At 34.1% G+C, this 23,376-nt stretch carries 26 protein-coding genes and 1 pseudogene; 18 read left to right on the forward strand and 9 right to left on the reverse strand.

The window, feature by feature from the left end:
• The first annotated feature begins 7 nt into the window (after window positions 1-7).
• The 3 genes from BN3107_RS08220 (at window position 8) to uvrC (ending at window position 3,184) form a co-directional block, all read left to right on the forward strand.
• Window positions 8-415, forward strand: coding sequence for a DUF350 domain-containing protein (locus BN3107_RS08220; RefSeq protein WP_058307159.1), 408 nt, complete (start codon window positions 8-10; stop codon window positions 413-415).
• A 200-nt stretch (window positions 416-615) separates the two neighbouring features.
• Window positions 616-930, forward strand: a complete 315-nt coding sequence (gene trxA / locus BN3107_RS08225) for a thioredoxin (RefSeq protein WP_058307160.1) — start codon at window positions 616-618, stop codon at window positions 928-930.
• 475 nt (window positions 931-1,405) lie between these two features.
• The gene (gene uvrC / locus BN3107_RS08230) at window positions 1,406-3,184 is read left to right on the forward strand and encodes an excinuclease ABC subunit UvrC (protein WP_058307161.1); all 1,779 of its coding nucleotides are present in this window, start codon (window positions 1,406-1,408) and stop codon (window positions 3,182-3,184) included.
• Between the two features lie 28 nt (window positions 3,185-3,212).
• Here the strand turns inward: uvrC and BN3107_RS08235 are convergent, their stop codons facing one another.
• The gene (locus BN3107_RS08235; RefSeq protein WP_058307162.1) at window positions 3,213-3,638 is read right to left on the reverse strand and encodes a DUF2507 domain-containing protein; all 426 of its coding nucleotides are present in this window, start codon (window positions 3,636-3,638) and stop codon (window positions 3,213-3,215) included.
• Window positions 3,639-3,993: 355 nt separating this feature from the next.
• Between BN3107_RS08235 and BN3107_RS08240 the strand changes: the two genes are divergently transcribed.
• The 3 genes from BN3107_RS08240 to sdhB are packed head-to-tail and all read left to right on the forward strand — an operon-like array spanning window position 3,994 to window position 7,164.
• A complete protein-coding gene (locus BN3107_RS08240) occupies window positions 3,994-4,602 on the forward strand; it encodes a succinate dehydrogenase cytochrome b558 subunit (RefSeq protein WP_058307163.1) in 609 nt (202 codons plus the stop codon).
• A gap of 32 nt (window positions 4,603-4,634) precedes the next feature.
• Window positions 4,635-6,386 (forward strand): succinate dehydrogenase flavoprotein subunit, encoded by a 1,752-nt coding sequence (gene sdhA / locus BN3107_RS08245; protein WP_058307164.1) that lies wholly within the window; start codon window positions 4,635-4,637, stop codon window positions 6,384-6,386.
• A gap of 16 nt (window positions 6,387-6,402) precedes the next feature.
• On the forward strand, window positions 6,403-7,164 hold the full coding sequence (gene sdhB / locus BN3107_RS08250) for a succinate dehydrogenase iron-sulfur subunit (protein ID WP_058307165.1): 762 nt from the start codon (window positions 6,403-6,405) through the stop codon (window positions 7,162-7,164).
• 192 nt (window positions 7,165-7,356) lie between these two features.
• Here the strand turns inward: sdhB and BN3107_RS08255 are convergent, their stop codons facing one another.
• On the reverse strand, window positions 7,357-7,767 hold the full coding sequence (locus BN3107_RS08255; RefSeq protein ID WP_058307166.1) for an RDD family protein: 411 nt from the start codon (window positions 7,765-7,767) through the stop codon (window positions 7,357-7,359).
• 202 nt (window positions 7,768-7,969) lie between these two features.
• On the opposite strand from BN3107_RS08255, the gene BN3107_RS08260 reads away from it, so the two are divergent.
• The 5 genes and pseudogenes from BN3107_RS08260 to BN3107_RS08280 all read left to right on the forward strand — a co-directional run bounded on the left by BN3107_RS08260 (window position 7,970) and on the right by BN3107_RS08280 (window position 12,311).
• The gene (locus tag BN3107_RS08260) at window positions 7,970-8,194 is read left to right on the forward strand and encodes a helix-turn-helix domain-containing protein (protein WP_054859055.1); all 225 of its coding nucleotides are present in this window, start codon (window positions 7,970-7,972) and stop codon (window positions 8,192-8,194) included.
• Window positions 8,195-8,374: 180 nt separating this feature from the next.
• Window positions 8,375-9,208: a nuclease-related domain-containing protein gene (locus BN3107_RS08265; protein ID WP_058307167.1), complete on the forward strand. Its 834-nt coding sequence runs from the start codon at window positions 8,375-8,377 to the stop codon at window positions 9,206-9,208.
• Between the two features lie 150 nt (window positions 9,209-9,358).
• A pseudogene (locus BN3107_RS08270) lies at window positions 9,359-9,876 on the forward strand (recombinase family protein).
• A gap of 268 nt (window positions 9,877-10,144) precedes the next feature.
• Window positions 10,145-11,362: a DUF262 domain-containing protein gene (locus BN3107_RS08275; RefSeq protein WP_058307168.1), complete on the forward strand. Its 1,218-nt coding sequence runs from the start codon at window positions 10,145-10,147 to the stop codon at window positions 11,360-11,362.
• A 1-nt stretch (window position 11,363) separates the two neighbouring features.
• A complete protein-coding gene (locus tag BN3107_RS08280) occupies window positions 11,364-12,311 on the forward strand; it encodes a HEPN domain-containing protein (protein ID WP_058307169.1) in 948 nt (315 codons plus the stop codon).
• A 496-nt stretch (window positions 12,312-12,807) separates the two neighbouring features.
• Here the strand turns inward: BN3107_RS08280 and BN3107_RS08285 are convergent, their stop codons facing one another.
• The 3 genes from BN3107_RS08285 to BN3107_RS08295 are packed head-to-tail and all read right to left on the reverse strand — an operon-like array spanning window position 12,808 to window position 14,781.
• Entirely contained in the window at window positions 12,808-13,629 is an 822-nt protein-coding gene (locus BN3107_RS08285; RefSeq protein WP_058307170.1) for a DegV family protein, read from the reverse strand.
• Window positions 13,626-14,027: a DUF2177 family protein gene (locus tag BN3107_RS08290; protein WP_058307171.1), complete on the reverse strand. Its 402-nt coding sequence runs from the start codon at window positions 14,025-14,027 to the stop codon at window positions 13,626-13,628. Before BN3107_RS08290 ends, BN3107_RS08285 begins: the two co-directional genes overlap by 4 nt.
• A complete protein-coding gene (locus tag BN3107_RS08295; protein ID WP_058307172.1) occupies window positions 14,014-14,781 on the reverse strand; it encodes a DUF1295 domain-containing protein in 768 nt (255 codons plus the stop codon). Before BN3107_RS08295 ends, BN3107_RS08290 begins: the two co-directional genes overlap by 14 nt.
• Before the next feature lie 279 nt (window positions 14,782-15,060).
• On the opposite strand from BN3107_RS08295, the gene BN3107_RS08300 reads away from it, so the two are divergent.
• Window positions 15,061-15,879, forward strand: coding sequence for an STAS domain-containing protein (locus tag BN3107_RS08300; RefSeq protein ID WP_058307173.1), 819 nt, complete (start codon window positions 15,061-15,063; stop codon window positions 15,877-15,879).
• 19 nt (window positions 15,880-15,898) lie between these two features.
• Here BN3107_RS08300 and BN3107_RS08305 read toward each other — a convergent pair whose 3' ends face one another.
• Window positions 15,899-16,975, reverse strand: a complete 1,077-nt coding sequence (locus BN3107_RS08305) for a C45 family autoproteolytic acyltransferase/hydolase (RefSeq protein WP_058307174.1) — start codon at window positions 16,973-16,975, stop codon at window positions 15,899-15,901.
• A gap of 335 nt (window positions 16,976-17,310) precedes the next feature.
• Here BN3107_RS08305 and BN3107_RS08310 point away from each other — a divergent pair, with 335 nt between their 5' ends.
• The 6 genes from BN3107_RS08310 to BN3107_RS08335 all read left to right on the forward strand — a co-directional run bounded on the left by BN3107_RS08310 (window position 17,311) and on the right by BN3107_RS08335 (window position 21,138).
• Window positions 17,311-17,646, forward strand: coding sequence for a hypothetical protein (locus BN3107_RS08310; protein WP_058307175.1), 336 nt, complete (start codon window positions 17,311-17,313; stop codon window positions 17,644-17,646).
• Between the two features lie 214 nt (window positions 17,647-17,860).
• Complete coding sequence (locus tag BN3107_RS08315) at window positions 17,861-18,553, forward strand: aspartate/glutamate racemase family protein (RefSeq protein WP_058307176.1); 693 nt, start codon at window positions 17,861-17,863, stop codon at window positions 18,551-18,553.
• 23 nt (window positions 18,554-18,576) lie between these two features.
• Entirely contained in the window at window positions 18,577-18,720 is a 144-nt protein-coding gene (locus BN3107_RS20000; protein ID WP_187371010.1) for a hypothetical protein, read from the forward strand.
• Between the two features lie 309 nt (window positions 18,721-19,029).
• The gene (locus tag BN3107_RS08320; RefSeq protein ID WP_058307177.1) at window positions 19,030-19,479 is read left to right on the forward strand and encodes a hypothetical protein; all 450 of its coding nucleotides are present in this window, start codon (window positions 19,030-19,032) and stop codon (window positions 19,477-19,479) included.
• A 350-nt stretch (window positions 19,480-19,829) separates the two neighbouring features.
• Window positions 19,830-20,129 carry a TIGR04104 family putative zinc finger protein gene (locus BN3107_RS08330; RefSeq protein WP_058307179.1) on the forward strand — a complete coding sequence of 100 codons (300 nt, stop codon included), beginning with the start codon at window positions 19,830-19,832 and terminating at the stop codon, window positions 20,127-20,129.
• Between the two features lie 76 nt (window positions 20,130-20,205).
• On the forward strand, window positions 20,206-21,138 hold the full coding sequence (locus tag BN3107_RS08335; protein ID WP_058307180.1) for an acetamidase/formamidase family protein: 933 nt from the start codon (window positions 20,206-20,208) through the stop codon (window positions 21,136-21,138).
• A gap of 32 nt (window positions 21,139-21,170) precedes the next feature.
• On the opposite strand, the gene BN3107_RS08340 is transcribed toward BN3107_RS08335, so the two are convergent.
• The 3 genes from BN3107_RS08340 to BN3107_RS08350 are packed head-to-tail and all read right to left on the reverse strand — an operon-like array spanning window position 21,171 to window position 23,240.
• Window positions 21,171-21,884 (reverse strand): sulfotransferase family 2 domain-containing protein, encoded by a 714-nt coding sequence (locus BN3107_RS08340; protein ID WP_058307181.1) that lies wholly within the window; start codon window positions 21,882-21,884, stop codon window positions 21,171-21,173.
• 13 nt (window positions 21,885-21,897) lie between these two features.
• Window positions 21,898-22,305, reverse strand: coding sequence for a Mov34/MPN/PAD-1 family protein (locus BN3107_RS08345; RefSeq protein WP_058307182.1), 408 nt, complete (start codon window positions 22,303-22,305; stop codon window positions 21,898-21,900).
• A complete protein-coding gene (locus tag BN3107_RS08350) occupies window positions 22,293-23,240 on the reverse strand; it encodes a coiled-coil domain-containing protein (protein ID WP_058307183.1) in 948 nt (315 codons plus the stop codon). The genes BN3107_RS08345 and BN3107_RS08350 overlap by 13 nt, the downstream gene beginning before the upstream one ends.
• Window positions 23,241-23,376 lie beyond the last annotated feature (136 nt).

The raw sequence follows: 23,376 nt of genomic DNA on the forward strand, positions 1-23,376 counted from the left end.
GATAATAATGTCAGACTTCTGGGGAAATGTATTTATAGAAACGGCTGCTCGTTATAGTGTTGCAATTCTTTGTTTAGTTCTTTTCTTAGTGATTTTTGAATTAGTTACATCTTATAAGAATTGGGAAGAAATCAAGCGAGGAAACTTAAGTGTCGCAATGGCTACTGGTGGTAAAATATTTGGGATTGCCAACATCATCCGCTATTCTATTGAACATAATGATACTATTCTAGAAAGTATCGTTTGGGGCGGTTATGGCTTCCTTTTATTATTATTTGGTTATTTCATTTTTGAATTTCTAACGCCAACATACAAAATCGATCAAGAAATTGAGAGAGATAACCGTGCAGTTGGCTTAATTTCATTAATGATTTCCGTAGGTTTGTCTTATGTAATCGGCTCTAGTATCCAGTAGAGGAGTGGCATTTTGAAAACTTTAGCCTATGTTTTATTAGTAATTGCGATTATCTTTTTAGCAGTTGGTGTTTACTATATCTTATCGGTATAAAATAGTGTAACAATTCAGAAGATATCCCTATAAGCAAAAGATTAGGATGATTTTTTTGTAAATGTTATACTGATGTAGAAATCGTAATAATGAAGGAGGAATTGCAAATGGCAATTGTAGCAGCTAACGATAGTACTTTTAGTAATGAAACTAGTGAAGGTATAGTATTAGCAGACTTTTGGGCTACTTGGTGTGGACCATGTAAAATGATTGCACCAGTCCTAGAAGAAATAGATGGTGAAATGAGCGATCAAGTAAAAATCGTGAAATTAGATGTTGATGAAAACCAGGAAACAGCTGGGAAATATGGTGTAATGAGTATTCCAACATTACTACTTTTCAAAGATGGCGAAGTAGTGGACCAAGTAGTTGGCTACCAACCAAAAGAAGCACTTGTTGAATTAATCAACAAACATGCATAATGAAAAATCAACAATCCCTTATTACAGCAACAGTTGTAATAAGGGATTGTTTTCGGTAAATTAATAATGTGGATACATACATTGACGAACAAAGTTGTGAGAATGATGGATATATCGCCCAAAGCGGAAGCGAAAGTAGAGTGGTTTTGTCCGATAAATGAGTATATCACCCAAAACGGAAGCAAAAGTAGAGTCGTTTTGTCCGATAAAAGCATATATCGCCCAAAGTAGAGCCGTTTTGTCCGATAAATGGTTATATCGCCCAAAACGAAAGCGAAAGTAGAGCTGTTTTGTCCGATAAAAGAGTATATCGCCCAAAACGGAAGCAAAAGCAGAGTGTTTTTGTCCGATAAAAGGATATATCACCCAAAGTAGGAGCAAAAGTAGAGCCATTTTGTCCGATTAATGAGTATATCACCCAAAAACAGAAGAAAAGTAGAAGCGCTTTGTACGAAAAACGGGGGAGGTGAAGGATATGAGTGACATCATTAAAGAGAAACTAGCGGTATTACCAACTCAACCTGGTTGTTATTTGATGAAGGATAAGCATGGAACAGTTATCTACGTTGGTAAGTCAAAACTTCTTCGTAATCGGGTACGGTCCTACTTTATAGGAGCTAACGATCAAAAAACGCAGCGTCTCGTTCGAGAAATCAGAGATTTTGAATATATTGTTACCAGTTCAGAGATTGAAGCACTTATTTTAGAGATGAATTTAATTAAAAAGTACGATCCAAAATACAATGTGCTGCTAAAAGATGATAAGTCGTATCCATTTCTAAAAATCACGAATGAGCGTCATCCACGATTAATCATTACACGCAAAGTGAAAAAGGACAAAGGGAAATACTTTGGTCCATACCCAAACGTGATTGCAGCGAGAGAAACAAAGAAATTGTTGGATCGATTATATCCTTTGCGCAAATGTAATAATCCACGGGGACGTCATTGCCTTTATTATCATATGCACCAATGCTTAGCTTGCGCTGAAAAACCACCTTCAAAAGAAGAATACCGACAAATTACTCAAGAAATCACAAGCTTCTTAAATGGTGGACATGGCAAGATAAAAAAAGGTCTAAAAGAAAAAATGTTACATGCATCGGAAGAACTCAATTTCGAACGTGCAAAAGAATTTCGTGATTTAATTCAACACATTGAATCGGTCATGGAACAACAGAAGATGACGATGACAGACGAAGTGGATCGAGATATCTTCAACTATAGTATTGATAAGGGTTGGATGTGTGTCCAAGTATTTTTTATTCGTCAGGGTAAATTAATTGAACGTGATGTCTCGTTATTTCCTTTTTTCGATGAGGCGGAAGATACATTCTTGAGTTTCATAGGTAGTTTTTATTTGCATCATCATCATCCGAAACCGAAACAAATTCTTGTACCGATTCCGACAGAGATCGAGTTATTAAAAGAATTGTTAGGCATAGATGTTCATATCCCAATGCGGGGTCGCAAGAAGGAATTAGTGGAATTGGCAAAGAAAAATGCTGAGATTGCACTGCAAGAAAAATTCAGTCTAATTGAACGAAACGAAGAAAGAACGATACGTGCAGTGGAACGTTTAGGGGAGAAGCTTCATATTGAAACACCTCATCGGATTGAAGCATTCGATAACTCGAATATTCAAGGTACGGATCCAGTGTCTGCTATGGTTGTTTTTGTTGATGGTAGGCCTGCAAAAAAAGATTATCGAAAATATAAAATTAAAAATGTCGAAGGGCCGGATGATTACGACACAATGCGTGAAGTAATTAGACGAAGATATACTAGAGTCTTAAAAGAAGATGCCCCATTACCAGATTTAATTTTAATTGACGGCTCAAAAGGACAAATGTCAGCAGCTATTGAAGTATTAGAAAATGAATTAGGACTCGATATTCCCTTGTGTGGGCTGGCAAAAGATGATAAACACCGTACAAGTGAATTATTATATGGCGATCCACCTAGTGTGGTTGATTTAGACAGGCGATCACAAGAATTTTATTTTATCCAACGTATTCAGGATGAAGTACACCGTTTTGCGATCACATTTCATCGTCAACTGCGAGGAAAGAGTGCTTTTCATTCTAAATTAGATGAAATAGATGGTGTTGGGGAACAACGAAAAAAGTTGCTGTTAACACACTTTAAATCTGTAAAGGAAATTGAAAAGGCATCAGTCGAAGATATTACAAAACTCGGGATACCGAGACCGGTGGCAGAGAAAATTTTGCATCAATTATTAGAGGAGCATTAAAGCCCTTTTCCAATATGGAAAAAGGGCTTTAGTTATGTAAAACATGAAAAATAATATGATCTTTATTAATTTCGGCGACAGATTCGCAGGCTTTATCCGATATTTGATAGATTGTCTCTGCTAAGAAACCCGATTCTAAATGAAAATCTATTTCTTTTAATGTTTGTAATCTTGCTTTTATAATATCTCCACTTAATTCAAAGAGATAGCCACGTCTTTTTTCTTGAGAAAGTATCAATTCTCCCCAACCTACATGTTGAAAGAATTCTTGAATCTCTTCTATTGTCATACATTCTGCTTGCCTAGCGAGATTTTTACCCATTACATACAATATTTGATCAGATTCCTGTCCGAGCATATCTGGTAAACCGATGTAACGGATTAAATCGTACCCACTGCTTGTTGTTTGTAAGTTTGCTAGAACTGTAGCAATGTTTGTCTTTTTATTTGTCACTAGATTGATCCCCTCTCTTACCGCAATCACTTAAGCAAATAATTACTTATTTCCATTATCGCTTTTTTCGATGAATTCTGCAATCGTTCAAAAGTAACGTTATCCCCATATTTTTTTCAAAAGGTAGAGTGAATTAATTCTAAGAAATAGTATTCGTTTTCTTGACGCTTTTTGCTGATAGAAGTACAATAGTTGTGGTACCAATATACGAAATCTTTGGATGGGACTTCTCGTGAGAAGGATGAAACGAAAGAAAATTTTTTGTTACGAGATGTAAAGCGCTTCACAAAGAAAGCGAATAACTTGGAGTCGTATGTTGACAATATGACAAGAACTAGAGGGGGGTACACAAAAGGTGGAGAATAGGGAATTCTTTTATCGCAGATTACATTCACTATTGGGGGTTGTGCCGATAGGAATCTTTTTAATTCAGCACTTGGTAGTGAACCATTTTGCTGTTTATGGAGCGGAAAGCTTCAACAAAGCGGCACAGTTTATGCACGATTTACCATTCCGTATTTTGCTAGAGATCTTTATTATTTTTCTTCCAATTCTATTCCATGCAGTCTTAGGGGTGTATATTGTTTTTGTTGCAAAAAACAATACAAAACGTTATGGCTACTTCCGTAATTGGATGTTCTTCTTGCAACGAATTACAGGAATTATCACACTTGTATTTATTGTATGGCATGTTTGGGAAACACGGGTTCAAATTGGAATGGGTACAGAAGAGTTGGATTATAGCTTAATGGAAAATATTTTAGCGAATCCAGTCATGTTCTGGTTCTATGTACTGGGTGTTGTTTCGACAACCTTCCATTTTGCCAATGGTCTATGGAGCTTTTTAGTAAGCTGGGGTGTTACAGTAACACCACGCTCACAAAAAATAGCTACATATGCAACATTAATCGTTTTTCTAGCAGTAACATATATCGGTGTACGCGCATTGTTCGCGTTCGTTTAAAAGTAGTAAGTATGTAAAGGGAGTGAGTATAAATGAGTGATCACAATATAGTTATTGTTGGTGGTGGTCTTGCAGGTCTTATGGCCACTATTAAAGCAGCAGAAGCAGGAACACATGTTGATTTATTATCAATTGTACCTGTAAAACGATCTCACTCTGTTTGTGCACAAGGTGGAATTAATGGTGCAGTAAATACAAAAGGGGAAGGAGATTCTCCTTGGGAACACTTTGATGATTCTGTATATGGTGGCGATTTCTTAGCGAATCAACCACCTGTAAAAGCAATGTGTGACGCTGCGCCAGGAATTATACATATGCTCGATCGTATGGGAGTAATGTTTAACCGTACGCCTGAAGGTTTACTTGACTTCCGTCGATTTGGTGGGACACAACATCACCGTACAGCATATGCAGGTGCTACAACAGGGCAACAATTATTATATGCACTAGACGAGCAAGTTCGTCGTTATGAAGTGCAAGGATTAGTAACAAAATATGAAGGCTGGGAATTTGTTTCAGCTATCATTGATGATGATGGAGTTGGCAGAGGTGTAATTGGTCAGAATGTAAAATCACATGAATTAAAAGCATTTAAAGCAGATGCAACGATTTTAGCATCTGGTGGACCAGGAATTATCTTTGGTAAATCAACAAACTCCGTTATTAATACAGGTTCTGCAGCAGCAGCACTTTACTTACAAGGTGGAGTTTACGCAAATGGTGAATTCATCCAAATCCACCCAACGGCCATCCCAGGAGATGATAAACTTCGTCTTATGAGTGAATCTGCTCGTGGTGAAGGTGGACGTGTCTGGACCTATAAAGATGGGGAGCCATGGTACTTCCTAGAAGAGAAGTACCCAGCATACGGTAACTTAGTACCACGTGACATTGCGACACGTGAAATCTTTGACGTTTGTGTTAATCAAAAACTTGGTATTAATGGCGAAAACATGGTATACCTTGATCTTTCTCATAAAGATCCAAAAGAGTTGGATGTAAAGCTAGGTGGAATCATCGAAATTTACGAGAAATTTGTTGGGGAAGACCCGCGTAAAGTTCCGATGAAGATCTTCCCAGCCGTTCATTACTCTATGGGTGGTCTATGGGTAGATTATGATCAAATGACAAACATCCCTGGTATTTTTGCTGCTGGTGAGTGTGATTATACACAGCACGGTGCAAACCGACTTGGTGCTAACTCATTACTATCATCCATTTATGGTGGTATGGTTGCTGGACCGAATGCCATTAAATACATGAATGGATTAGAGAAAACAGCTGAAGATGTAGCAGATGATGTCTTTGAAACACACTTAAAAGAAGAAGAAGCAAAATTCGAAGAACTATTAAACATGCGCGGCGAAGAGAATGCTTATCAAATCCATAAAGAATTAGGCGAATGGATGACAGATAACGTTACCGTTGTGCGTGATAATGAGAAGTTACTTAAAACAGATGAAAAGATACAAGAACTAATTAAACGTTGGGAAAACATCAACATGGATGATACATCTCGTTGGAATAACTCAGGTGTTATGTTTACGCGTCAATTGAAAAATATGTTACATTTAGCTCGGGTTATTACACAGGGAGCTTATAATCGTAATGAAAGCCGTGGTGCTCATTACAAACCAGAATTTCCTGATCGTAATGATGAAGAATGGCTAAAAACAACAAAAGCATCTTTTGACAAAGCAACTCAATCACCTAAGTTTGAATACGAAGATGTCGATGTGTCACTAATTGAACCAAGAAAACGTGACTATAGTAAGAAAAAATAGAAGGGGGTAGCGAGAGATGGCACAAGAAACATTGACAATGATAGTAACCCGCCAAGATAGCCCTGATTCTCCTCCCTATGAGGAGACATTCAAGGTAAAATACCGTAAGAACATGAACATCATTTCTGCGTTAATGGAAACACAGCAAAATCCAATCAACGCAGAGGGGAAAAATGTTGCACCAGTTCAATGGGAATCTAACTGTCTTGAAGAAGTTTGTGGTGCATGTTCAATGGTCATCAACGGAGAACCGAGACAAGCGTGTTCAACACTTGTTGATAAATTAGAACAACCGATACGAGTTGCGCCAATGTCAACTTTTCCAGTTGTGCGTGACTTAGTAGTAGATCGTAGTCGTATGTTTGACTCCTTGAAAAAGGTGAAAGCATGGATACCAATCGATGGTACGCATGACTTAGGACCTGGACCAAGAATGCCAGAGAAAAAGCGTCAATGGGCATATGAACTATCAAAATGTATGACATGTGGTGTTTGCTTAGAAGCTTGTCCAAATGTTAACAGTAAGTCAGACTTTATTGGACCTGCTCCATTATCGCAAGTTCGCTTATTCAATGCCCACCCAACAGGTGAAATGAATAAGAGTGAGCGCTTAGAAGGATTAATGGAAGATGGCGGCATCTCTGGATGCGGTAACTCACAAAATTGTGTGCAAGTTTGTCCTAAAGGAATTCCTTTAACAACTTCAATTGCAGCACTAAATCGTGATACCAACATCCAATCATTCAAAAACTTCTTCGGAAGCGACAACGCATATTAATTTATTACAAAACCCTTCTCACGCGTAAAGCGGAGAAGGGTTTTTGCTTATAAAAGTAATGTGAAGTAGGTTGCCAGTAAAACGGGAAAGTTGATAGTAAACTTCTCTATCTTTCCGATAAAATCTAATCTGTTGATTGTAATTTATAAAATGAGATTGGATTGATGTCTTGCAATTTAATCAACCTTTATCTTATTGAGGTGGATCATAAGTAACGTATGTAGAAGCTATAAGATCATGAATGGCTCGATGGTCATCTCTTTGGGCAATAAAGACAGCGCTAACAATAGTTAATATACCAATCGTTGCATTGTAGAGAATAGATGAGAAAGGTTCACGAATAAACATTGTTAATAAAGATAATTTTTCTCCAGAAATCATGGCAATCCTTATTCCAACAAGTCTTTTCCCAATTGTATAACCATTCCAAAAATAAGGAGTCAACGTATTATATAGAAGTGAAAGAACAGAAAAAACAATTAATAGATGAAAATCAAATAGCAAGAGCACTGGAAATGTTATTATCAATAAAAATACAGAATCGATTATTACTGCGAAGACTCTATTAGGCAACCCCACTGGACTATCCGTAATCACGTTCATTAACTCATACTTCCTTCCTTTTTATACCATAATAACATAAATAAGCATAGCAAAAATCACAACCTCAAATAAATGATCGAAAATGTGTTTGATTTAGACGTTTGTAGAGCACACCTTAACTTCAGTTTACATATTATAAGATTGACTAAGTAATTACCCTCTTATTTTCAACGCCCTAAAGTTAGCAAGGAGGGGTTCACATTTGAAAGATAATGACTACAAGCCGAAGCAATTATTAACGAAACGGGAAAGAGAAGTATTTGAGCTATTAGTTCAGGATAAAACAACCAAGGAAATCGCCCAGGAATTATTTATCTCGCAAAAAACAGTGAGGAATCATATCTCAAACGCAATGCAGAAGTTGGGTGTTAAGGGGCGCTCGCAAGCTGTAGTGGAGTTGTTGCGAATGGGCGAGTTAGAGCTTTAAATGAAAACCAGTTATTCTCTAAAAAGGATAACTGGTTTTTCTGTGTGGGCTCATATATTCGAAAAAGTAAATATTAGCGAGTAATCGCAATACTAAAATTGAATTAGGCAATAAATACTAGTAATTAATGTTATTAAGTGATAAAATCATGGTAAAAATCAACAAGATTGGGAGATTCCTATGGGTTTTTTGTCAAAATTATTTAGTAATAAAAAAGATGAACCTCAAAAAATAAACAAGCAAACGAAGAAAAAAACTACATCTCATAATAAGAAAGATAGTGAACATGTAGCAAAACGAAAAGGGGAAATCGGTGAATACAAAATTAATATCCAATTAGATCAACTTCCGAAAGAGTATGTGCATTTAGAAGATGTAATGGTTATGAATGCAAAAGGTAAAACCGGTTATTCTCAAATTGACCATATTGTTATCTCGCCATATGGAATTTTTGTAATAGAAACGAAAAATTATCAAGGAACGGTTTATGGTGGGAAAGACAGAAAAGTATGGTCAGTAAATGGTAAATTTAAAATGATGAATCCATTTCAACAAAACTACGGTCATATTCAAGCATTGAAAGCATTCATAGATGAAAAATATCGTCCTTTTTTTATTTCTATGGTATCTTTTACAAAACGATGTACCTTCAAACTAAATGATACAGAGTTAAGAAAGATTGCTTCCAACGAATTATTAGTGTATGACGTTGAATTATCAGATTACATTGCCAGAAAAGTATCTGTTAACAAGCATCAATATAAAGAGCCGTTTTTAACAGATAGTGAAATCCAACAGGTTTATGCTCAAATAGAAAAAGCAAATATTACGGATCCAACTATCAGAAAGCAGCATGTTGATTCATTAAAGAAACAGAACAATGAATCGAGGGAGGAAGGAGCGAAGTGCAAAATTTGCCATAAGCCTGTATCGGCAAAAGTGAAAGCATATTGTTCATCTAACCGAAAATTCAAAGGTGAAATATATTGTTATGATCATCAGAAACGTATTTGATAATTGATTGGCGTTTGGAAAAATTCAAGCGTCTTTTGTTTAAGTATGTATAGTGTCATAACTTACAAGTATTGAACCAATATTAATGAGGTTGATAGATCAGTATTTTAAAAGGTATCAAAACTTAGTGTCATAAATGAGGTGAAAAAATTGAAGTATGGATATGCAAGAGTGTCTGCTGTTCATCAAGATTTAGAAGGACAGATCCAACAGTTGCAGCAAGAAGATTGTGAGTAAATATTTAAAGATAAATTCACTGGAACAAAAAAGAATCGTCCGGCTATTAATAAATTACTCCAGGTCATAGATAAAGGTGATACATTAGTTGTAACAAAATTGATTCGTTTTACAATATCTACTGTAGATGGTATCAATATCATTAAACAGTTGTTTGAAAAGGGTGTAAAGACGCATGTTTTAAATATGGGGTTAGTTGAAGATACACCAACTGGAAGGTTTATTTTTAATGTTATGAGTGCTTTCGCAGAGTTTGATAGGATATGATTGTTGAACGCACTAAGGAACGAAAACAGATCTCTAAGCAGCGTATGGATTTTCGACAAGGTCGTCCACGTAAATATAACAAGAAACAGATGGAACATGCGCTTATGTTGAAAAAAACTTATTTATACAAACAGGTTAAGAAAAAACTCTTATGTTATAATTAATTATTGTTTATAAAAATTGTTGGTTGGAAACTTTAATGTGATCTTGAAATGTACGATCCTTGATATATTCTATACCACTTCACACCATCTAGGTGATCAAAGATAAAAACATAGTATTTGGAATCAATAATATTATACTTGTTGTGCAAATTTGATAGATTTTTAATGAGAGTAGTCTTCCTCAAACGTGGTAAAATAATTAGTAAGGAGAAATGTCAATATTCAATATTTGTCATAAATGTATTATTATATATTAGGAGGTTTTCAATTGCTATTAGAAAATGAAAAACTGGACTTTTCGAATGCAGGTCAAACTTGTGTAACTTTAACGGATGAAGAGATAAACGAAAAATACCAACGTGGCGAAATGCGTATTATAACGGAACAAGGAAGATACCCTCTTCAAAATATAAAGGAAATTCTAAGTAAAAATATGAAATTTAATCCTGAATACCAAAGAAGAAGAGTTTGGAGTGATTTACAAAAATCCAGACTAATCGAATCATTTATAATAAATATTCCAGTTCCCCCCGTCTTTTTATATGAGATAGAATTTTCTATGTATGAAGTCATGGATGGATTACAAAGATTATCTACATTATATGAGTTTTATGATAATAAATTCTCCCTTACAGGGTTAGAGGTTTGGCCAGAGCTTAATGGAAAAAGTTATGATCAACTGCCTGACAAAGTACAAAAAGGAATTGACAGAAGATATATATCAACTATTGTAATTCTAAATGAAACAGCTAAAAATATTGAGGAAGAACAAATATTGAAAAAGTATGTTTTTGAAAGGCTTAATACAGGTGGTACAAAATTAACAGATCAGGAGAATAGAAATGCTTTGTATGATGGTGAATTTAATACTCTTTGTATGAAAATTGCCAGAGAAAATACTATCTTTCATAAGTTGTGGAAAATAAAGCCGTTTAAGGAATCTGAAGTTGTTAATGAAGATTTTGAAATAATTGATGAAAAAGAAAGAAATAAAAAGGTATTTATAAGAATGGAGGATGTCGAATTAGTATTGCGCTTTTTTGCTTATCGACAACTAGATTCTATTTCGGTCACCAAAGTAAAAGACATACTAGATTTATACCTGAAACAAGCTAATAAAAGCTATAATGATGAAATCCATAATAAACTCGAAGAACTTTTTAATAATACATTAGCATTAACTGAGGCGATTTTTGAAGATAAATCATTTCTATTATTTACAAAAAGGAAAGGCGAGTTTATTTGGTATTCTAGTCCTTCAAAATTAGTCTATGATCCAATAATGAGTGTATTAAGTGAATATGTAAATCAAAAGGAAAAGTCTGATATATTAGTTAGAAAAAAAGCTGATATCATAAAAAAAATGGAAGAACTCTTTAAAAGTCACAGTCGTGATTTTAATGGGAGAAATAATAATAAAAGTGATGTCATAAGAAGAAAAGGTTTGTTTAAAATGGTATTTGAACAAGTGTTAGAGGAAGAATAGGATGCAAAAGTTTATTTCTAAATACCAAGAATTCCAAGGCAACTTGTCAACATTAGAGGATTATATATTATTTAATAAAGATACTCGAGAAGCTAATTATAGAGAATATAGGGATATTGTTTATGGGGCTATCATTAATCGTGGTTATGCTTTGTGGGAAACCTTTGTCAAGGATATATTTTATATCTATTTCAGTTTGAAAAAACAGGATTTTTACGAAAATAACACCATAGTAGAAAGATATAAACTTCACGAATTGCCTAGTTTTTTATTTGAATCTGCAGTTTTAAATATTGATGAAGAACGGATTTCTTTTGATTTAAACAAAGATATATTATCTTACACAAGTAAAAATATGGATATGAAGGAACTCTCTAGATTGTTTAAAAGAGTAGATCTTGATATACAAAACAAACTAAACAATAATAGTGAACTCAAAGATGCTGTTTACTCTTTTGAATTAGCCTTTGAAAATGGTTTACTTAAGGAGAATAAAACATCTCAGGCTCTAAAAAGGTTAATTCAGGAAAGAAATTTAGTTTCACATTACGCACATTTAGATACTTTTCAAAGTATTGACATCTTATTAGAATGGATTAAATATTACAAGATCCTTGGTAAAAATTTATCTAAAGAGGTGTGCCTTGAATTCGTTAAAACACTTGATCAAAATAAAAAAATGATAGGTGATTGCAAAATTGTCCATCAACGTAGTATTTTGCTAGTTGATATTTACTCAGAGATTGAAATTGATAAAAATACGAAGTTATTCGTTTATAGTAACAATACTCTTATTGATATAGTTATCCCGAAGTCTTTTAGAATAGAAGACAATGAAGTTACTAGTGTTAGTGAACACGATAAAGCTGGAATAAAAGTTCAGACAATCTTTGAGTATGAGACAAATATAAAAAAAGAACATAAATATTACGTAATAGAGGGTATCTAGATTACATTTAATTTGTGTAATCTTCATCTGTTGATTAATTTCGTTAACATACAACATCTTCAACAATCAGACAGGTTTGTTGAAGGTCAGGTCTAATTTCTAGAGGTACTGAAGAATTTTTAATATTACAAAATCTTTAACATTGTCAATCCAGATTTTCTTATCATTATTCCGTTAATAAATGAGTTGGGAACAAGTGATGAATCTTGTTGCAATAGCTGGATAAAACGTAACAGAAGGTATGCATTCTTTTTGTTAGGTTGGCAGCATTATTTTTAGCTTTGAAGACTGATCTTATAGGATTAATGACTGATGGATAAAAACGTTTGCTAGCTTTATACATCTCAAACGCAATGCAGAAGCTGGGTGTTAAGGAACGTTCGTAAGCTGTAGTTGAGTTATTGCGAATGAGCGAGTTAAAGCTTTAAATGAAAACCAGTTATTCTACATACGGAATAACTGGTTTTTTATGTGAGATATTTTAAAACAGATCATTTTACTCCCGATAAGCCAAGGCAAATGAGCCAATACCTCCATGAATACCAATAATAGGTGTAAGATTATCAATAATTACTTCAGGCGTTTTTCCATTCTCGAATAATCTTTTTTTAATTTCATGGGCTACTTCATCGTCATCACAATGAAGGATATATAGAATTTTTGTGTTGTCAGGGATAGTAGATAGTGTATAATCAATCGCTCGGTTTCTCGTTCGTATTTTCTTAACAAGAGACAGTTCCCCGTTTTTAATCTCAACGATCGGTTTAATTTGAAGCTTAGAGCCTATTAGATAAGTAAATCTATTCATTCGTCCACTTTTCCGTAAATTCTCTAATGAATTCACACAAATAATACTTTTATAATCCTGGTGCCAATGTTGAGCTTGTTCCATGACATCTGAGACAGGATTACCTTCTTCTAAAACTAACTGATGAATACGTAATGCCATATCGTAAATTGGAAAAGATACGTATTTAGAATCAAGCGTGTAGACATTTAAATCTTTTGGAGCTTTGGCGATATTTGCACTATTATATGTCCCTGATAACTTAGAAGACATCGTAATAGCTACTACAGTATCATAACCTTTTTCAGCAAGATCAGAAAGAAGTTCAGAAAATGCTTGGGGTGAAGGTTGAGATGTTTTGGGTATATGGTCTGCTTCACGAATAGATTGATAGATATTTTTTTGATTGGATGGCACTGTTTTCTCGCCTTGCTTCTCTTGAAACGTAATATTTAATGGAACAATGTAATAGTCAAAAGGAACTTGCTCTGGAATTAATACCGTGCTATCAAAAACAAATGCTAACTTCATACATTTTTCCTCCTGGTGTAAATTAAGCTGGTCACTAGATATATGCAGACAGTAACGATCATCCCCCAAGCTGTATCAATAGCTACGATGAATAAAGGCCATTCTTCGATTGTCATATAATTGGTCATACCGTATGTTCCATAAGCAGCGAAACCTAAAGTCGCTGCTTTCAACAAACGGAACGGAGAATATTCTAACGAATCAAAAACTAGCACATGCATGCATATGATATATAGACAAAAAAAGACAAGTGCTTGCCAGAGGGGAGGGGTGATGTTGATGATTCCGTCTAATATATTTTGATATAGAAGAGGTCCCATTACACTTAACCATATTCCATCTAAACAAACATATACGGCATAACTTAAAAATACATAAATTAATCTAATTTTCATCATTTTTTGGTGGTCCTGGTATGAATTTATTTGTTCTGTTCATATATTCTGTATAACCATTTTTCGTTTTTAACTTTTTCTCTAATAATGGTACTCCTGAAATTTTCAACAAGAAAAAAGTAAGCAAGAGCGGGCTAATAAATGATATGATCCCCATTGGATGACTGCTGGCCATAAGAGAAATACCAAACCACATTGCTGCCTCCCCAAAGTAGTTAGGGTGTCTAGTATATTTCCATAGGCCACTTGTAATGATTGTTCCTGAATTTTTACGTTTATGTTCTTTTAATTGATGGTCACCAACACTTTCGAAAATAAATCCAACAATCCAAACTATAACTCCGGCATATAATGGAATAAGTGAGAATGGCTGATCAGAATAGATAATGCCTAAGATAATTCCTAAGGAGAAGAAAAGGGAAATGGTCGCTTGTAAAAGAAAGACGCGATAAAGCGCAGTAACTTTTGGATTCTTCCATTTCTTCCGCATATTTTGATAGCGATAATCTTCTTCACTGTTCCAATTCCTCGCAAGTAGATAACCACTTAACCTTATGCCCCATATTGCAACAGCAATAACGACTGATAAGGAAACGACATTAACATTTTCCGTATAAATGAGTGTTGCGATCGAAGTAATAATAAATGTGATGCCCCAAAAACAGTCAACCAGTCCGAAATTATCTTTCTTTACGGCAACGAGCCAACCTAAAAACATGAATAAATATAAACTTAAGATGATAGTAAGTATTAGCATTTTTTGCCCCCTTTTGTTATATGTAAATCTTAATATAGGAACATTACCCTAAAACTATCAATTTATAACATGGGTGATAAGAACTTATTTTCAATAAAGTAAATTAATCAAATGATGTTGCAATTTTATAAATGAATATTGATACCATTTTTATGAATACTTTGGTTAACACATTTTTGAAAAAGTTTTTTTTACAGAAATAAGGGTATATAAATCAATAAATCAAATAAAATATCTCATGATATTGAAAAAATAATAAGAAAGGAAAGTGAATGATCCATGCCGATCAAAGACAAACAAAATCTTGAAACGATCGCAGAAAATATTCGAAGTCAAAAAGATCAAATCGTAAATGAAATACCTATACCAAAATTTCAATCTATAAATATAACAGATACTTTGATAGCTTGGAGAAAAGAGTTGATCGATGTCTATGCAGAATCCATTGTTTCAAACAATGATGTGCCAATAGACGCATTAGAAAGTTGGAGTGTTCAAGTTAGTGATAAGTTATTAGATTTAATGCTTCCACTAGACATTGCCTTAGAGGAAATCAGTAATTATCGTGAAACCATTAGCGAAATTATTAGGCAAGAGGCTTCAGATACCGATTTTTCAATAGAGGATTATCATAAAACCATTGTTAATTTTAATTATATAGTGGATCAAGCCATAAAATTAGTGAGTAAAAACTATATGAGAGACTTCAACGATACTATTTCTAAAGCTAGATATGCGGTTGATGAGCTATCGATACCATTGGTAAAGGTAACGGAAACGGTTGGGATTATTCCTATCATTGGAGAAATTGATACGAATCGAGCTGATCAACTGATGAAGAACGGATTAAAGCAAGGTAGTGAAGAAGATTTAGAATGTATTGTTATTGATTTATCAGGTGTAAATGCAATCGATACAATGGTTGCCCATCAGCTTTTTAAAGTGATTGAGTCATTAGAACTAATCGGTATTCAGCCCGTCTTAAGTGGGATAAGACCAGATATCGTGCAAACGATGGTAAGTTTAGGGATAAATATGAGTAGTGTCAGAACGTTCAACAGTCTTCATCAAGCACTTAATCGAATAGAAGCTTTTTAAGTGTGATGAAGACCAAAAATTAATTTTCATTCTTATTTCTAAACCAATCGGCTTTTTCCATATTTAAGAATGGAATAGTGGTATCTACTTTCCCAGTGATTCGTTCATTGGGAAAGTCCACGTTTGCGAGCCATTCTTTAAAGTTAAAAGTAATCGGATTTTGATCTCCACCTAAAGCGAACCAAACTTTCAATGACTCGGGAAAATATTCAACGGTATGTATCGTTCCTGCCCAATTATAATATTGATTTGAGAATAAACCTTTATCTTTATCATTCAATAACTGAAAAGCCTCATTAGCAGTCAAAGTGTTTTGCTGATTATATTTCATTGTCGCTAATCTTTTATTAGAATCATCTAAGAAATGGCGATTTTCTTTCTCCATTTTCACAAAGTGATTGGTACAAGCACTATCTTTACGCACTTCCACGCCTCTTGGGGATGTTTCTACAATAGTAGCGGTATCTTTATTTCTATCAAACAGAACATAACTAAAAGACCCACGATGTGGTATCTCTTTAAGTAAACGAACTGCTTCGTCTGTGTTTTTACATAATTCTAAAACCAAACGACCTACCATATGGCAAACAAATCCGTCACCAGGTCGTTTTCGATTAATAAACGTGTACCCTAACGAAAGTCCCTTTTCATTCATACCATCACACCTACCTGTTACACGCTGGCTTGTTCCAATCGTAGCTAACCCTTGATCTGTTGGTTGAAAGCTAACCAAACGGCCATCATATGTTTTGGGATGGTAGTCATAGTTGCGAACTAAATAATCTTCACCTACTAAAATGGAACAGCCTGAACGAGGTACCTTGACTCGATAACCGCCAAACTCTAATAAAACTCGCTCGATTGGCCATTGCAGACTATCCTTTAATCCTTCAAATTCCTCCCAGATAGACGATCCAAACTGTTGAAATAGTTTTTGTGCTTCCTCTACAATAATTTGAAAACGTGGAGTTCTCACTTTCCACTGATTATGCCTGTTTTGAACAAGATAGGAATCTTTAATTTCCTCTCCCTGCATGTAACCAAAATCATAATGAGATCCACGAAACTGGATCACATCCGCATAGATTTGTTTCATCTTTTAACACCTCGATTTCTTCTCGTATATTATAACGTAAAAATTATAAATATTAAGCTAACTCAACTTATAAAAGATATGGTATTTGTGACCGCTTGAAACAGGAGACACATGTTTTGCTTGATAAAATAAAACACTTTTTCCAGTTAAGGACTTCCCTTTTTTATGGAAGAATGTGTATGATAGTATTAAGGATAATGCAACCACTGCTTGTCTTTTGATTATCGCTTCATACGAAAAATGTATATATAATAATTATGCACATTAACGAAGTAGTGCTTGTTGTTCTAACGGGCTGGTTTATGGAACAACGCGTACAAAAAGGGAGAGAAAAAATGAACTCTCACATTATGGGAGAACTAAAAGCTTTAATAATCATATTAAGCATAATTCTTGTCTTATTTGTTGTTGTTTTTTATTGGAATTTCATAAAGTCGGATTATAGAGGTGTAATAACAAAGCTACAAGAAGATACCTTTGCTTTAGAACCGATAAACGCTGATGAAGAAGCAGACTATAATGTATATAAAATCTATTTTAGCGAGGATACAAAAATAAGTGGAAAAGGAACCACTGTGGATGATCTAGAAGAAAGACAGCAAATAAGAGTTTGGGTAGAGGAAATAAATGAACGTATGGTAGCAAATAAAATTAATATTATTGAAAAGTAATAACAATTTCTTTTTCATCTCAATCTGTTAATAGATGTTCACTGCTTACTGTGCTAATGGGTGCGTATCTAGCACAAGCAGATACGCTTATTTAATTGGTTCAGTAGAAAAAATGATTAAATTTAAAATGTTAAATTATAGGTTGATGGTTGGAAGTATTGAATATAAGATTAGTGAAATTCGATAATAGTTAATTGAAATAGGGGGAAAAGTGATGAAAACTATTGGGCTTATAGGTGGAATGAGTTGGGAGTCTTCAGCAGAGTATTACCGAATAATTAACGAAATGGTAAAAGAAAAATTAGGTGGCTTACATTCAGCGAAGTGTCTGCTGTATAGCGTTGACTTTGACGAGATTGAACGCTATCAAGCTGAAGGTGATTGGGAAAGTGCGGGTAAAGCTTTAGGAGAAGTTGCAGCATCTTTAGAAAAAGCAGGTGCAGAATTCATAGTAATTTGTACAAATACAATGCATAAAGTAGTTAATTATATAGAGGCGAGAATAAAGATTCCTGTATTACATATTGCTGATGCAACAGCGAATCAAATTCAAAGTTCCAATATTAAAACCGTTGGCTTACTTGGGACTAAATATACAATGGAGCAAGATTTTTATAAATCTCGAATCAAATCTAATGGAATTAACGTGTTAGTTCCAGATAATGAAGAACGAAACAATGTCAATAAAGTTATTTATGAAGAGTTGTGTTTAGGCCAAATTGAACAATCATCTAAAAATTATTATAAAACGGTCATTCAGCATTTAGTGGATGAAGGCGCAGAAGGAATCATTTTAGGTTGTACAGAAATCGGATTATTAGTAAAACCAGAAGATTCAAAAGTTCCATTGTTTGATACCACAGTTATTCATGCCATTGAAGCAGTTAATACTGCTCTAAAAAAATAATGCTTTAGAAAGAAGGGAACGACATGGTATTACTATTTCTAGTCTTAATTTTTGCAGGTATTTTCGGAATATATGATGCAATAAGAAAAGTTAATAATAATATCCTTGAACAGACGGAGGAGCTAAGAAAAATAAGTGAACAATTGAAAGAAAACAGTAAAAAATAGATTTTACTGATGAACTAACGCTCTTTAGTTCAATAACTCCAATACCTAGAAGAGCCAAAGTATACATTATTTTATTCATTACATTGTATGTTTTGGCTCTCTGTTATTTATATTCACCGTATAAAATCAGAATAATGATTAACAAAAGTCTCGGTATTAGAGACCGCAATTTACAGTAAAGTGTGTCAGTTTTTCTAGCAGAAACTGTTTCATTTTAAATGACGATTACAGCACTACCTTGAATTCATTTGATATTTGTATAATAATGTAGAAAAGATAAATATTTACAGTAGAAATAGGAGTGATTACTTGCGTTTTTCATTCAGTAAAGATATCAATTGGATAAAAAGAGCTATATTATGGTTGTTGTATATCTCAGTAGTCATAGTTTTTAACATCATAACAATGGTGAACCAATCACAAGCAGTCATAAGTTACTATCTAATCGTGATCTCACTGACTATATTATTTACTGCCTTTGGTGTCTATAAATCACTATTTTATTTTAAAATTCAAGAAAAAGATTATATTACGATTGATCATGATCAATTATCAATTTATAAAGGGAATTTGTTATCACGTACAACTATTCCATTCCAGAAGGTAGAGCGTGTGGTCGAAATTAGTAGCATGTTACTGATTAAATTAGTAAATGGCAAGGAACAGCAGATTCATACAGAATGGCTGACGGAAAAGGATTCAGAAACATTGAAAAGAGAGTTGAAAACTAGATTAGGGGATAAGGTCATTCTAAAATAAGCTAATAAAACATCAAAAAGTAAAGGTAGTGTCTAGTGAAATATTTTACTGTTATTTTAGCCGTTATTTATTTGGTACAGGGTTGGATAGACTCTAGACAAAAAGTGAAGAATGTAGAAGGTGAAGAAGAAATTAGAAGGGTTATAATGCCATTGATATTATTATCTCTACTAGTTGTTGCACTTTTAATTGATTTTATTATCGATTTCTTTTCCAGTTAATCATTAGGCTAGAAAGAATATTAATAGGGTTATATTTAAAATTTTGAGAAATAGTAAATAAATTGTTCGTTGCGAATATTTTATACGGTTTCATCGAATATTTAAATTAAATAAGAGAGGATAGTAAATATGCCAAGATGTGAACATTGTCAACAACAATGGACGTTTAAGCAATCTATTAAAAAATCTTTTACATTAGTTGCTGGAATGAGCTGTCCTTATTGTGAAACAGATCAGTATTTAACGAAAAAGGCAAGGAGAAAAACATCGATGCTAAATTTCCTTCCAGCCCCTTCCTTGTTATTGCCAAGCATTTTTGGATTACAAATTTATGCTAGCATTTTATTTTTCTTGGTAGCATTAACAATTATGCTAGTATTATATCCAAATTTAATGGAGTTAACTAGTAATGAAGAAACACTTTTTTAGTAGAGCTGAAATTGGGTTTGATCAAGTAATGATTTTTTAATGTGAATGATGACAAATAGAAAAGAAGGAATAGTTTATGGCAAAATATTATATCAATCCAACGAAGCAAACGCTACATGGTTCATTTTCAAAATCCCTTGAACCTGTCTTAACAATTCAGTCAGGAGACTCTGTACAATATAACACTCTGGATGCTTTATGGGGTTTAGAACCCTTTCAACCTTCAGGAGAAAGGAAAGTTTCCTCTTTTCGGAATAATAACAGTGGACACGCACTTGTCGGGCCGATTAAGATTATTGGTGCTGAACCAGGTATGGTATTAGCTATTACTATCAATAAATTAAAAACTGCGAATTGGGGTTTTAGTTTTGCTGGCGGAAATCAAGCATATAAAGAATTGTTAGGTATTCCGGAAAAAGATGATTATCATTTAAATTGGCAGCTAGATAGCGAGAATATGATCGGGTATAGTAATGAAAATCATCAAGTTGATCTGTCACCTTTTATGGGTTCGATAGGGATGCCACCAGCTGAAGACGGTATCCATTCGACCGTGCCTCCTAGGTTTTGTGGAGGAAACATCGATTGTAAAGAGCTAGTAGAAGGAAGTACATTATATCTTCCTATCTCTGTTTCAGGTGGTTTGGTTTCTGTAGGGGATGGTCATGCACTTCAGGGTGATGGCGAGGTTAGTACACAAGCGATTGAATGTCCGATGGAGATCGCTGAGTTAACATTTACACTTAAAGAAAATATAAAAATTCAAATGCCTCGCGCTTATACACCAAGAGGTTGGGTTACATTTGGATTTGATGAAAGTCTAGATCATGCAAGTATGATAGCCTTGAATGGAATGCTTGATCTCATGGAAGAGGAGTTTGCCATGACTAGAGTTGAAGCATACACACTAGCTAGTCTAGTGGTTGATTTACGAATTACCCAGGTTGTTAATCGTGTAAAAGGTGTTCATGCTTTATTACCTCATCACGCAATTAGAAAAAAGGTCTAGAAATTCCATCATTTAATCTGGTGAATATTTATTCAGTTGTTTGTTAACCAAGCTTTCAATTCTTGTTGCTCTTGTGTACTCAATGACCGCAATTTGCTTAAAAAACGTTTTATTGCCCATTCATATACTGCGATATCGGTATGATTTATTTTTTTAATTTTATCAATTGTATCTGGAGCAATCGAATCTAAGGATGGCCGATTTTTAGTTTTGTTCTGAACAATCACAGATTGAATATGAAGGTTAAACCGTTTTTTCATAAGGAACAATGATTCAGAGTACATATCGGTAATTCCTACGAATGAAAAATGGTTTTTGATATTCATTTTTGCTTTGTTTAATGCATTAGGATCACCACCGGATAGATAACGAGTAGCAAGGTTCACTGATCGAAATCGTAGGCTTCTCAAGTCTCCTATCTCATAACGGATGTTTTCAATTTGATCATCGCTAATATAATCGACAAATTCTCTTAGCGTTATGCTTTGTAATGGCAGATGTAGAGGATCTGCTTCGTAAGCTCGAATATAATAATAGGTTGATAGCACACGATCAACTGGATCTCTAAGCATAGTAAAAAATGTTACAGGGTTAACCAACCGTTTAAACATTTTTTTATGCCAAACATAATAGGTTTCAGGCTGTTCATTTAATATTTTCCATAACGTTTTGCCCCCCGTCTTGGGAATATGGAGCAAACAGATTGGTTGTTCTTCCTTCATATCTTCTTTCTCGAAAATAATCATGCTCTTCAACCTTTCAGGAGGGTAGTAACCATGAAATGTTTTTATAACCAGATTGGTCGATCTTATACCACTTTAATTGAGGAGAATCAAATTTATAAGAGACGATTACCATATCAATATTAGCGTCAGGGTGATTTCTTAGATCATAGGAAGAAGGGATAGCAGCGGTTGTAGGATGGGTGTGGAAAATGGCTAATAATTGTTCCCTTGTGTTTAGAATATCTTGTATTTTTTGTTGGACGATCTTTTTAGATACAAAAAACTTGTTACGTGATCGGATTTCATTTACTAACGGCCAGAATGATTGAGCTTTATTATAGTGACCAGATATCAATCCGCAGGCTTCGTAGGGTAATTGTTTTTTCCCTTCTTCCATGATTTCTTGATAAATCGTGTTAGAGATTTCGATTACTTCTTCCATAAGGACTTTGCCAGTAACCAGGTTTTCTTTAATCCATTCGTAGTGTTGTCAGCTTCTTGTTCCATCGCTATATTATCTTCTTTTGTTTTCGCATCTGTAGTAATGGGTGCTACTTTTTCCTCCACTTCAACTTTTTCATTTTCAATAGATGGACTAATTTCAGTTTGTTCAACTTTTGGTGTTTCCTCTAAAGGTGGTTCTTGATTATATTCTTTTTCTACTTCTGGTTTCTTCGTTTTGGTTGTTGTCTTTTTGACGATAATGTTTTTATTTAATTCATATTGTGTATTATGAAATGTTTTCTTTCCGTTTTGTATGGTTATCATTTGTCGAGTTGACTCGCGAGTATCCTGCTTCGGATTCGTCATTATTTGCTGACTTGGTGGTGGTGCTCGATGTCCTTTCGGTTTTGCTGATTTAAGCATACGTTGAAGCTGCCGGTATTCACTCGTGCGATTTCTTGTTTGTTGTTTGGGAGGAGAACTAGCCTGTAATTGCTTATTTATTTGTTGGAATTCTTGATTTTGCTCCTTCACTTGTTTTTTTACATCATCTAAGTCAACGTTTGTTTCTCCAATCACTTGATTAATCTTTTCGAGCAACTCGTTCACTCTTAATTCTTTGACTTCTCCCCTAATTGTCTGGACATCTTTTTTTAATTGTTGAATAGAGTGATGAATAGAATGTATTTGAGAGGATATTTTCTGTTCCTTATCTGCATAATCTCTTAATTGAGTATGATAAGATTCTTCCATAACTTTCATTTCCCCTTTGCCCTTCTGTAGTTTCTGTTTAAGCTCTTCTAATTCCTGTTTGGTTTGCCAATATAAAATAGAATGGTCTGCATCTCTTGTTTCTACCACTTTTTTATACACTTCAAGTTCCTTATTTAGCTTTTCAATGTCTTGATAATTATAGAGCTTATATTGATACAATATGATTCACCCTTTTTATGGTTCATTAATATACTATTGATGAAACATTAAACCGTGTCACATGTACTTTTTTTCTCCATATATTCTACTGCACACTTGTTTTGGAAAGGTAGCAATTTTTAAATGTTTTTCTTTA

This window comes from Gracilibacillus massiliensis (genome assembly GCF_001458115.1).
Classification (GTDB): Bacteria; Bacillota; Bacilli; order Bacillales; family Amphibacillaceae; genus Gracilibacillus; species Gracilibacillus massiliensis.

Bases quoted from the DNA above. Each gene is read 5' to 3' on its own strand.
- sdhB (WP_058307165.1), top strand. From the start codon at position 6,403: ATGGCACAAGAAACATTGACAATGATAGTAACCCGCCAAGATAGCCCT.
- uvrC (WP_058307161.1), top strand. From the start codon at position 1,406: ATGAGTGACATCATTAAAGAGAAACTAGCGGTATTACCAACTCAACCT.
- sdhA (WP_058307164.1), top strand. From the start codon at position 4,635: ATGAGTGATCACAATATAGTTATTGTTGGTGGTGGTCTTGCAGGTCTT.
- trxA (WP_058307160.1), top strand. From the start codon at position 616: ATGGCAATTGTAGCAGCTAACGATAGTACTTTTAGTAATGAAACTAGT.
- BN3107_RS20000 (WP_187371010.1), top strand. From the start codon at position 18,577: ATGGTATTACTATTTCTAGTCTTAATTTTTGCAGGTATTTTCGGAATA.
- BN3107_RS08280 (WP_058307169.1), top strand. From the start codon at position 11,364: ATGCAAAAGTTTATTTCTAAATACCAAGAATTCCAAGGCAACTTGTCA.
- BN3107_RS08255 (WP_058307166.1), bottom strand. From the start codon at position 7,767: ATGAACGTGATTACGGATAGTCCAGTGGGGTTGCCTAATAGAGTCTTC.
- BN3107_RS08340 (WP_058307181.1), bottom strand. From the start codon at position 21,884: ATGATTATTTTCGAGAAAGAAGATATGAAGGAAGAACAACCAATCTGT.
- BN3107_RS08315 (WP_058307176.1), top strand. From the start codon at position 17,861: ATGAAAACTATTGGGCTTATAGGTGGAATGAGTTGGGAGTCTTCAGCA.
- BN3107_RS08345 (WP_058307182.1), bottom strand. From the start codon at position 22,305: ATGGAAGAAGTAATCGAAATCTCTAACACGATTTATCAAGAAATCATG.
- BN3107_RS08310 (WP_058307175.1), top strand. From the start codon at position 17,311: ATGAACTCTCACATTATGGGAGAACTAAAAGCTTTAATAATCATATTA.
- BN3107_RS08330 (WP_058307179.1), top strand. From the start codon at position 19,830: ATGCCAAGATGTGAACATTGTCAACAACAATGGACGTTTAAGCAATCT.
- BN3107_RS08335 (WP_058307180.1), top strand. From the start codon at position 20,206: ATGGCAAAATATTATATCAATCCAACGAAGCAAACGCTACATGGTTCA.
- BN3107_RS08295 (WP_058307172.1), bottom strand. From the start codon at position 14,781: ATGCTAATACTTACTATCATCTTAAGTTTATATTTATTCATGTTTTTA.
- BN3107_RS08220 (WP_058307159.1), top strand. From the start codon at position 8: ATGTCAGACTTCTGGGGAAATGTATTTATAGAAACGGCTGCTCGTTAT.
- BN3107_RS08290 (WP_058307171.1), bottom strand. From the start codon at position 14,027: ATGATGAAAATTAGATTAATTTATGTATTTTTAAGTTATGCCGTATAT.
- BN3107_RS08265 (WP_058307167.1), top strand. From the start codon at position 8,375: ATGGGTTTTTTGTCAAAATTATTTAGTAATAAAAAAGATGAACCTCAA.
- BN3107_RS08305 (WP_058307174.1), bottom strand. From the start codon at position 16,975: ATGAAACAAATCTATGCGGATGTGATCCAGTTTCGTGGATCTCATTAT.
- BN3107_RS08300 (WP_058307173.1), top strand. From the start codon at position 15,061: ATGCCGATCAAAGACAAACAAAATCTTGAAACGATCGCAGAAAATATT.
- BN3107_RS08285 (WP_058307170.1), bottom strand. From the start codon at position 13,629: ATGAAGTTAGCATTTGTTTTTGATAGCACGGTATTAATTCCAGAGCAA.